Consider the following 11,693-nt stretch of genomic DNA (forward strand, 5'->3'; position numbering starts at 1 on the left):
AGAATTAATCAGGCAAATCTCTTCCTGCCAATCATGGTATCTGCCCACGCTGTCGTAATAGCCGCTTTCGCCTTACTATCCAGATTCGCAATAAAACCATTATCCCCCGCTGCCGGGGAAAAACCGCTCATGGCCTGGATCAAGGAATCAACCGCATTGTTTGCAAGTGTGATAAATTCACGCTCTTCTGACGGATCCTTATTACCCATCTTCGTCACCAGTTTGGCACGGTTACCATTAAAGTAATCATTAAAGGTCACTGAACCTATTGATTCAAATATGCCCTGAGCAGTGTTGTCCTGAATATGACGGTTCACTGATAACACCAGATCATATCCGCTGCGCTGGAACCACAGGTTTTGCCAGTTAATACCCTCCAAGACAATCATATCTTCGGCGTTGATATCGCTAACGTAATTATCAATCACCTCTGTGCTAACCACAAAGCTGTCTACACCCGCCCCACCCTGGAAGCTATTCTGATAGCCTCCCAGCACCAGCAGATCCTGTCCCTCACCACCGTCAAACTGACTGAACTTCGACATCGCCGCCGCTATCAGGTGATCATCACCTTCTCCTCCATCGATCACCGCATGGTAGCCCATCTGCTTAATCACATCGTTACCGGTACTGCCATCAATTCGGTTGTCATTACCAAATACTCTGGCAAAATCATCACCTTCATTCAGGTCAACTTGATTGTTATTACCGATGGTCACCGCATAGTCCTGGCCTTCCCCGGTATCCACCCGATTGTCGTTACCAGAGGTGATGACGTAATCCTGCCCGCTACCGGCATCAATAAAACCCTCTTCACCAAAGATAAATGCCTGATCATTACCTTCCCCCATGAACACACGGTTAATACGTCCGGCCATCACCGCAATATCATCACCCGCACCGCCAAACATCATGTTTTCACGTCCCATCAGGATACCCAGATCGTTACCTTCTCCCCCGGTATAAATGTTGGATATACCCATAGAATAGAACACGTCATCACCGCGGCCACCCCAGAAGTTGTTGTTATCGCCCAGATAAGCACCCAGATCTTTACCGTCACCCCCCCAGTTAAAGTTGCTGTTGCCCATCGACATATGAATATCGCCGTCTCCTTGCAAATGGCCGCTGTTATGCAGAAAATCGAACGTTTTCTCGCCCATATTAAGCAAATCCGCCGTCAGGTTTTCTTTCAGATTGGTGACTAACGATTTCATTTCTGTTTGCTTATCTTGTTTAAATATCGTCGCAAACAGGTTAGGCAGGTTCAACGCATTAAAACCCAATGTCCGCTCCGGGTTGCTATTGTCAGTCGTTGGCCGGTTGATTTGCACTTTTTCAGTATTACCCGGCAGCCCCTGACTTTCTTCCTCAATTTCTTTCTCTTTTAAGCCATGACTTTCCGCAAATGATTTCACTCCATCCACACCCATATTGATGCCAGATCGCAAACCATCAAGCCATTTCTCCGGATCAGCAAAGGCTTTCAGCTGTTCACCACTGAATTCTCCAATGATTTCAATCATCTCTTGCAGAATAGCGACACCATCAACCGGTTCGCCTGTGCGGGAGACAATACGCCCCTCCGCGGTGTAATCTACGCCAAAGATATCGGCAAAGGTGGTGTCTGCCCCAACACCAGACAATCGGCCAAGCACTCTGTTCTTAAGCTGACGCGGCAGGTCATGCGGATTATAGGTGAAAGTCGTTTTTACCAGACCAGTTGCCGTAAATTGCTGGGTCATCAGACCAAACAGCGATCCCAAGTTGGTATCCAAAATCGACTGGATGTTGTCGCCAAACATCACGTTCCAGTTACCCATTGTCACCTGAATATCCGCGCCCTGACCACCAACCGCAAAGTTGAATGCCAGCGTTTCATTAGCCTGACGGAATTGGTCCGCACGACTCATGTTGCCGCTGTCGGCACGGCTCCCATTGCTGCTCAACCACGCGTGATATTTCTTATTCAGTGTTAATTCGATATCGTTTTTCAGCACACGGCTGCTACGTTCATTTTGAGAATCCAGCTCAATCAGGGTGTGATAATCCACGCTGCTGGTTTGATCTAAGCCGGACATATCCTGAATAAACTTTTTCGCACCAGCCAATGTCCATTGTTCATTTTGCGCGACTAACCATGTTTGTCCTTCATCGGAGCGGGTAATGCCTTGCAGTACGTCCGCAATATGCACAGCGCCATCAAACGGATTGATCAGTGGTGGTGTCGGAATGGATTTATCCATCATCACAATCAGATCGTTACTGCGCCCCATGTTGAAACTCACATTATGATTACCGATAAACATCTGTGCCCCTTCAAGCGCCTGATAGCCGCCAATATCGAAGCTGTGTTTACTCTCACCATCACCGATATGAACCATCAGGTTATTGTCGCCAAAGGCCAGTGATTTAAAGCCGCCATCACCCACTTTGATGCCAACGTTCGATGTTCCCCAATTAATCGCAGTAAATTCCCCTTTTCCCACATTGATCTGAATATTGCCGGAATAACGCCATTGATTGCGGTTCGATCTATCACCGGAATGACTATTAATCCCGGTCCTGCGCTTCTCCGGCCCGGTGAAAATATTCGAATTCTTTGCAATCGCCCCTTTAGCTGGCTCATCTGTGTTGACTATTCCCACGCGGGAGAGGTTGATGTCACTCTCAGCAATACCTCGCACGACCCGCTCTGTACTGGTCGTCAGTTCACCCTGCTCATCCCACCGGAATATGATTTTGTTATCAGGCAGGTTATTAACCCATTGGTTATTTTCGTCACGGGTAAATTTACGGCCTGTTGCATCAACCGCCACTTCACTACGGCGAGCCGAAACATCACTGCGAATCCCTTGCTTATCCAACGCTGTAATAAAGCGACGGGCAAAACCGTCCCGTTTGTCATCACTTATCAGCGAACAACCTACGATACTGATGTGGCTGGGTTTATCCGCCTGACCAAAATGCTGGTTGAACTGTTTGAGTTTTACGGCTAGCTCATCAGCACTGTAACCACTCAAACGACTGTTATTCTGTTCTGATTCACCCCGGCCATGACCGACAATCTGCCAGCGTAATTTGCCCGATAATTTAGCGGGATCACCATAGACAACCCGGTACTGGCCGTCAGAATCAAGCTGAACAACGACGCTGGAATCCGGATGTTTACCTGCCAGATTAGCTGCGGCTTTAGCAACGACCGGATCATTTTCTGTCTGAATAATAACCTGACCATTAAAACGCGTTTCACGACCATCGGTTTGAGGTGTAACAGTGATGCGTTCCCAAGACCCGACATTTTTATTTTCGACAACATCATTTGATGACAAGCTTTCCAGCGCAGGGATCGGCGCTTTAAGTGTCAATTTATTTACCGTTGGATAAGTAAAGACTTTACCGACATTCAACTGCACAAAGTTGACAGCGTGTTTAACGTTGTTGCCTTCAACCTCAACCAAGGCTTTACGGCCTTGTTTAGTCGTCACTTCCAACGTTATATGATCTTCACCGTAATCAACCACTCGCCCGGTAGCACCTGAACCCAGAGTAAAATTCCGGCCTTGCTCTTTTAATGCACGCAATACATAGCCCTGTTCACCATCACGCGCCTTTTTCCAGAGACCGTCGTATTTCGCAATGCGACCCTCTTCAAATTTATTGAATTGAACATAGAAACTTTGATCCTTCTGTTCACTCGCCTGAAATTTGTATTTCGTGAGGTATCCTTTATGAAAAGAATCCATAAAACGGCGGAAGTCATCATAGTCAGCAAACGATTTTGCCCCATAGTTAGGATCATAAAATGACCAAACTGTTTGGGCTCTGTTTTTGTGTACCACCACTGACATTGCGTGATCTTCAGACATAAATGTCATGTAAGCCGATTTATTCACATTACGCAGCTTATCCATGACAGATTCATAACCTTCAGCCTCATAGTTCAACGCATTATTGATGTTTGGCCCAGTCAGTCCATTGGCTTTTAACTTGCCGCCATACGCGGCATTGGCTGCTCTACGTGCGGCAACCGTGGAGCTATCCATCGACTGGCTGTACTGCATTGATAATATATCTTCAATCGCCGGGCCAATATTTTGGCGGCGATATCGGTTCAGCAAAGCGGATTCAATGGAGCCGATATCTGTGCTCTTATTAACTGATGTATCGTTGTACGCTTTAATGGCATCTTTCAGCCACATCATATAAGCTTTGCCGCCCCCTAAACCATGTACCCGCTCTTCAATCAAGTAACGGGCAGACAGGGCAAAACATAATCCTTGCATGAGTTTTTTAGACTCAGCTATGTCTCCCTTGGTCAGGCGTACACTGCCAATTTCGGGAATGATTTCTCCGAGTTTTTCCAGCAGGTTGCTACTCTGACTAAAATAAAATGAATGATCCCTTAGCTCTTTTCCATGTGCTCTGACATCAAAGATTTTGTTATCAATTTTTTGCAGTATGTCCCCTTTAGCAGCATTATGATGTTGAGAAGCAGAATGATCCGTCAACACTGTATCTGGCGTATTCAGCACATATTGTTGGAGCCCGGTATTGAGCGGTAGATAATTAACCGCTTGTTCAGCATGACCCAGCGCTTGCAGATTTTCTTTGCCTAACCCCTGACTAAACCGTCCATCCGCATTGACAACCGCGGCTGGGTTAATCCGGCTGCCAATTTCTGCATTATCCTTTGATTTATAACCCTCTCCAGACAAACCACTGCCATATGCCCCCACACGTTCGGGTTTAGCATGACCACGCTGTTGCGCTCCTTTCGTATTCTCTTTTGCCTGAGCCGCTTTATTTTCCGCTCCTGCAATGTCACGTTTGCCACGACGTTCGGCGCTCTGATAGCGGGAATTAGCGTCATCTTTCGCTTTTCCTGCCCGCCATTGTTGTGAAAGCGCCTCTGTCTTTTTCAATTCCGCGTTTATTTGTGCATTGACGGTATCTTGAATTGAACCGATACAATGCTGCTCACTTTTCATTGCACCAGCTTCTGATGTTGCAACCGCTTTTTTGACTTCTTGTTGATTAGTGATAATAATTTGCTGTGCATTATCTAATTGCTGTTGAGACGCAGAACTGGCTTGATTTAATTTATTTTGCACGCTATTTAACAAACCACCAGCGAAACGATTGCGCCACATGTCACCTGATGCACCATCATGGTTGGCATAACTATCAAGCGTATCCAAACCTTGAGTCATGGAAACCAGCTCATCCGTCACCGCCTGAGCTTCCTCTTTCACTGCGTCACTCGGTGCCTGACCATTCATCCCCAGTGCGTTCTGATCGGTTAGCGCCAGTTGGGATTGTAATCCTGCCATGACTGCCAGCTGTTTATCTTTTTCCTGTTCCAGCAACTGACGATCTGTTTCCGCTTTCTCTTTATCACTTAATGCATTTTGCGCCGCTTTATCCTGCTTCACATATTCGGTAATGGCACTGGCTTGTAGTGAACTTTCAGATTTAGCAACAACATTATCCAAAATATAACCCACCCCATCATTTAAGCCGGTACCTTCAAACATGATTCGGTTACTGCCCTTTTGAGCGATCAATTCCAGCGTTTCATGTTGCCATTTAGCAATACCTTTTGTCGTTGAGAATACCTCTTCACCATTCCAAAGAACCCTAATGCCATTGTTCGTGCGATAGGCATTGGGACGATCGGCAAAATCAAAACTCAGTGAAATAACCTCCCCTTCATACAAATCGTGCAAATCCTGGTAAATCGTGGTGTTGGCGTGAGTATCAAGTTCGCTGACCCGTTCCCCATGATCTGAGTCATCAAGACCATAAGCACTTGCAGGGCTATATGCCTCAATACCATGAGTTGACTGCCAGCCGTAGTCACCTTGTTCAAAGTCACCGTTGACGATCAATGACATCTCAGCTTCCGCGACAACGTTATCCAAAACATAGCCCAGCCCGTCACTCTCGCCTGTGCCTTTAAATTCAACCCGGTTACAGCCCTCTTTTGCCATTAATCTCAGCGTCTGGTTTTGCCATTCTGTTTGATCACCCGACGTCGAAAATACGCGTTCACCGTTCCAGAAAACCTCCATGCCATCACCAGCAGACATGTCCGAACGTCCTGCAAAGTCGAAACTCAATATAATAATTTCGCCCTGGTATAAGTCTTGCAGATCCTGATAGAGAGTCGTGTTACCTACAACATCAAGTTCACTGACTCGCTCACCATGCCAGTCATTATCAAGACCATAATTGTCCGCAGGGTTATAGGCTTCAATACCATTGGTTGACCGCCATCCCAGGTGCTCTTGTTCAAAATCACCGTTGATAATCAGATTTTTATTCTTATTCGATATGGATTTGATTTTTCGATTCAAAATGTTTTCAATCGAGTCAGTGTCCGGCGTGTCTATATCTGTCACTGAAGCACTAAGGTGATGGTTTAAGTCCGAACTGACCGGCTCAACTTGCTCCATGTCAAAGCCACTAATGGCAGAAACTTCCGCTAAATTAATCGCCCCCCGGCCTTTACGTGTGCCGGATGTGTTTGATTCACTACCGTGAACTAAATAGTTAATCGCCTGACTGCCGCCCACACCTAAGGCAGTCTGTTTGATATTGTCAAACAGGAGAGAGAATTTGTTGTCTGCAAGGTTATTTACCGAAAGGCAGTAGAAATCACCATTACCAATTTTAATCGCCACATTATTGCGTGCGTAAGCGGCATTGAACGCCAAACCATCACCAACCTGAATATTGGCGTTGCTTTCACCTTTCATGACCGCGACATTGAGACCATTCCCAACTTTGGTATTGATATTGCCGTTACCCCACGCCATGTTAACCGAAACACCATCCCCGACTTTGGTATTGACGTTAAGGTCACCCCACGTTGCAGCAACATTTAAACCATTCCCTACGGTGGTCGTGATGTTAGTTTGGCCTTTGGCTACTATCACCTGCCGGCCATCACCCACTTTGGTGACGATATTTTTATCACTCCACAAAGCGTTAAAGCTGTCGCCCTGACCAATTTGGGTCACAATATTGGCATCACCTTTGGCAAGCACCACATGACGTCCAGCGCCGACCTTAGTGATAACATTCGTTTCGCCCCAAGCTCCGGTATAGTCATCTCCATCACCAACATAGGTGATGGCATTGGCGTCGCCCTGAACCACCGTGACTTCTTGCCCATTACCGACTTTAGTAATGATATTCTCTTTACCTTTAGCGAAGTTGTAACGGTCGCCATCACCTACATGCGTCAGGATATTGGCCTCACCCCAAACAGCGTTAACACTAGTTCCATCACCTATTTTGGTCATGAAATTGGCCTTGCCTTTGGCAAAACCGACGGTGGTTCCACTGCCGATATGGGTCATCACATTACCTATGTCGGAACTGAGCAAGCCAACCATTGTACCGTCACCTACTTTGGTCAGAATATTGCCCTGGCTAAAAAGGACACCCGCAGTTACCGAATCGCCCACGTGAGTCATGATGTTCGCTTTGCCAACCGCCACTACGCCCATAAAATCATCACCCACTTTGGTCACGATATTCGCTTCACCTTGTGCCAAAACACCGGTTAAACCTTTACCTGCATGGGTCATGATATTGGCTTGACCAGACATTACCGCCAGCGTTGTACCATCCCCGATTTTGGTCATGACATTCAATTCACCGGCAAACAAGCCCATACTGGTGCCGTCACCCACATGCGAATAGATATTAGCCTTACCCAACATCAAAGCGGTTGTCAGATCATTACCGACTTTTGTCAGCACATTGGCGCCACCGATCATGGCGGCAAAAGTATTGCCATCACCCACATGGGTAAAGATATTAGCTTTGCCAACCATCGCTGACAGAACCATGCCATTACCCACTTTGGTGGCGATATTTCCTTTTGCCAGCATCAGGGCAACGCTGGCGCCGTCGCCAATATGGGTAAACACATTGCCAGCCGCGGCCATCAGTACCAGCGCATTGCCATCCCCCACTTTGGTGAAAATATTACCCAAACCGCCCATCAACGCCCATGCGTCACCGTTGCCGACATGAATAAAGAGATTGCCTGCTCCAATCATGGCCGCAATCGCCGTTCCATTTCCGACTTTAGTAAAAATGTTACCTGCCGCCCCCATCACACCCAGTATCTGACCATCACCGATCTGGGTAAGCACGTTACCTAAACCAAACATGATGCCAAGCACATCACCGTTGCCGACTTTAGTCAGAATATTGGCGCCGCCCAACATGACGCCCGTCGTGTTGCCGTCACCAATATGAGTCAGTACGTTTGCGCCACCTCCCATCAGCGCTGATACATTACCCTGACCTTTCTTAGTAAGCACATTAGCACCACCCAGAGCAATCGCGGTGGTGTCTGACCTGTCACCATCATCACTGATATGCGTGATAATGTTAGCGCCACCAAACATACCCGAAACCAGATCACCGGCACCCAATCTGGTCAGCACATTGGCCCCTCCTGACAGCACAGAAGAGATATTCCCATTGCCTTTTTGGGTCATGACGTTAAAACCACCTGTCGCTAACCAGTTAGCATGACTATGACCTATTTGCGTGTGCGTATTGTAACCACCCTGCATCACCACCCGGCTGTCACCATTGCCTTTGTGGATCGAAATATTGCCAACCGCCAAGAGATGCGCCAGGTACAGGCCATCGCCGATCCGCACAAGTACGTTAGCAGCGCCTCCTGCATTAACATCCATTGCGCCACTCCGGCTTTGGTGAACAATAACGTTGGCTAAACCCGCGCCATGAAACGTCAAATTGCCCTGTTCGCCACTTTTTATAATGACGTTAGCCGCACCTCTGCCCTCAAAATTAACATTGCCGCGGGTGACACTGGATTCAATAATGTTTCCACCCCCTGCACCAATGAAATTAATGTCACCCGAACTCTCATTGATATCCAGTTGATCAAATTCTTCAGTACGTTCTAATTGCTCAGAAATGCGGTATACCGTATCAAATTGATATTGCAGCTTGCTTAAGGTACATCCGTCCGCTTCTATAGGGCTGTATCCATTTGCAGGAGAAAAATCTTCATTAGCCAAATCACCAGTATGATCACCCGCTTTGTTCCACGCTTTGGCAAGATATTGCAGTGAACCTGTTTCAGGATCAGCCACCAATTCAACCAGTACGACTTTGGTGTGTGATTCTATATATTTGGCATATACATAAGTATTAGGTTGACGGTTCCATTTAACCGCGGAAACATCCACTTTCTGGCTGTCGGAGCAGACGGCATGTCCACCCATTTTGGCATCAGAGAGAATGATATTTTCCACATTGACCGATGTGCCGACAATATAAGTTACCCACTCATTTACCAGTACGTTTTCTTCAACTCCCTGAACAGTCATCGGCTTCTGATGTTCAACCGTTAAATTGAAAAGACGGTAAGCACCATTAACATTGATATCGATAAATCCATTGGGTGAAAAAATATTTTGCGATGCGAGATTTTCAAGATGATTACCTATTTTATACCAGGAAGTGGTGTAATAATTGAGCTTACCGGTAACAGGATCATTTTGCAGTTGAACTTTGCTGACATGCGTGTACCGATTATCGGTAAATGCAAACAGATAAGTATTCGGCTCTGTCGTTGATTTAATACCCGTCACTGGTTGAAGCTCCCGGAGAAAATCACCGCCCATCGTCGCCGTCGTCAATACAATCTCTTCGGCCCGGGCATATTCCAATGCTCCGCTTATTCCCTCATTACGATAAATTATATTCGGGTTCATATCTGATCTGGTGATTTCATTGTAAGCGCCAGCACCGGAAAAGTTGATATTGCCATGAGCAATATTAGAATAGATTTTATTGTAACCACCAACCCCTTCAAACGTAATATCACCGTGAGTTTGCGGGTATTTGTCCTCACTTTGATACAGACGTTCAATGCGGTTTGATGCGCCAGCGCCATGTAAGATAATATTCCCTTCTTTACCCTTACGTACAATGTGATTATCAACACCAGCACCGTTAAAAGTGATATCACCACGTTCTACCCGCGAGCTGATGCGATTTGCTGCGCCTGCGCCACTAAACGTTACATCACCCTGAGACCCTTGATAGGATTTAAACCAGGTACGGTCGATATTATTACCCGCGCCTGCTCCGGCAAAGCTCAAATTACCCCTGTCTGTTTCGTGCCATAATTCGTTGTAGCCACCTGCCCCACCAAAGCCTATATCACCCGTTAAACCTTTACGCTCCAAGCTGTTATAAGCGGCAACACCCGCAAAATCCAGATTACCATGGTCACCTGAATGCGCCATGGAAACAGCGCCGGCAGCACCAGAAAATGCAATACCACCATCCCCACTCTTATCAATATTTGCGTAACCCGCGCCGCCTTTTACTGACAGATCGCCACTGGTATCTTCTATCTCTAAATATGCAGCCCCACCAACCACGGTGTCATGCCCGGTACCGGTATACACCTTTGCTGCAATCGAACCGAGGGTAATATGATCATCCCCACCACGAGCATAAATATAGCCACCAAACCCAATAGCATTAATATCATTATTATTGTCATCAGCAAAATAGTTTCCAGTGAAAAAATACTGTGTACTACTATTTAATGATTTACCCATAAGCAATCCTTTAGCTTATTTCCTTTTCAGATCAGCAAAATAAATAGAGAGAAAACATCTTGGTTGTTATTGATATCTAAGATAATTTATATAAATCTTTCGGGCATGCTCTTACCTAATAGGAGTTTATTAATGAAAACAAAACACAATAAACAAAAAATTAAACTCAGAGGAATTCTGAGTTTATGTGTCTATAAGTTATTTTAAGTAATTTTTTGATTAATTAGGTGAATAAATCGAACGAAATAATATAGAGCATAAATTTAAAAGCAACATTCATAAATAAAAAGTCATTTTACTCCCCTGCATATTTCCTAATAACCAACATTATCGCTATTAATATGAATAAGTTAATAAAATGGAAATAAAATCAACTGTGACTGTTTTTTATTCTAATCTCATTTAAATAAAGATTTAATTAATTAAGTCATTAATATTATTAATATGGAAATATAACAGGGTTTAATTTTTTTCTTTGAAACAAAAAGATGTAACAAAAAAATAGCCCACATTCTGTGAGCCATGTTTATGCCGATAAAATATCAGCAGTAAGTTTGTCGGACATTTGTTCAAGCTCACTCTGGCTCAATCCGGTGATTTTCATCACCGCTTCACGATCGACTCCGCTGTTCAGCAATGCATGAACGATTTTTAAAGTTGCCAGCACGAGTTAGTGGCGTATTTGCTCAAGTTCGTTCTGGCTCAACCCGGTCATTTTCATTATCGTTTCACGGTCGACACCCATATCGATCATCGCCCACGCAACTTTCAGGATCCCCTGCTTTTCGCCTTCCTGCAATCCTTCCTGACGTCCCTCCTGACGTCCTTCTTGACGTCCTTCTTGACGCCCTTCTTGACGCCCTTCCTGACGTGCTTTATGTTCCAATCTTTGTGCTATTGTCATCAGTACCTCCTCATACCTCGGGGACTGTTCTGCCAGTCGCCGGATAAAACCCTCTGGATCGGCGGTATCTCCCGCCTGTAATAAGTAGTTTAGCACGCTTTTTAGCTGTTCATCCGTATAGTAATCATACGTCAACAGTATAACCAACTCTTGCAGCA

Annotated in this window: 2 protein-coding genes and 1 pseudogene; all 3 read right to left on the bottom strand. The window is 45.7% G+C overall.

Annotated features, from left to right (window positions below):
* Positions 1–8: 8 nt before the first annotated feature.
* Positions 9–10,631: an MARTX multifunctional-autoprocessing repeats-in-toxin holotoxin RtxA gene (gene rtxA / locus LGZ99_RS19090; protein WP_262979448.1), complete on the bottom strand. Its 10,623-nt coding sequence runs from the start codon at positions 10,629–10,631 to the stop codon at positions 9–11.
* A gap of 526 nt (positions 10,632–11,157) precedes the next feature.
* Positions 11,158–11,298, bottom strand: a complete 141-nt coding sequence (locus LGZ99_RS19095) for an Rpn/YhgA-type helix-turn-helix domain-containing protein (RefSeq protein WP_021326621.1) — start codon at positions 11,296–11,298, stop codon at positions 11,158–11,160.
* Between the two features lie 3 nt (positions 11,299–11,301).
* A pseudogene (locus LGZ99_RS19100) lies at positions 11,302–11,693 on the bottom strand (ISNCY family transposase); the annotation flags it as partial.

The organism is Photorhabdus temperata, assembly GCF_025384845.1.
Lineage (GTDB): Bacteria > Pseudomonadota > Gammaproteobacteria > Enterobacterales > Enterobacteriaceae > Photorhabdus > Photorhabdus temperata.

Bases quoted from the DNA above. Each gene is read 5' to 3' on its own strand.
- rtxA (WP_262979448.1), bottom strand. From the start codon at position 10,631: ATGGGTAAATCATTAAATAGTAGTACACAGTATTTTTTCACTGGAAAC.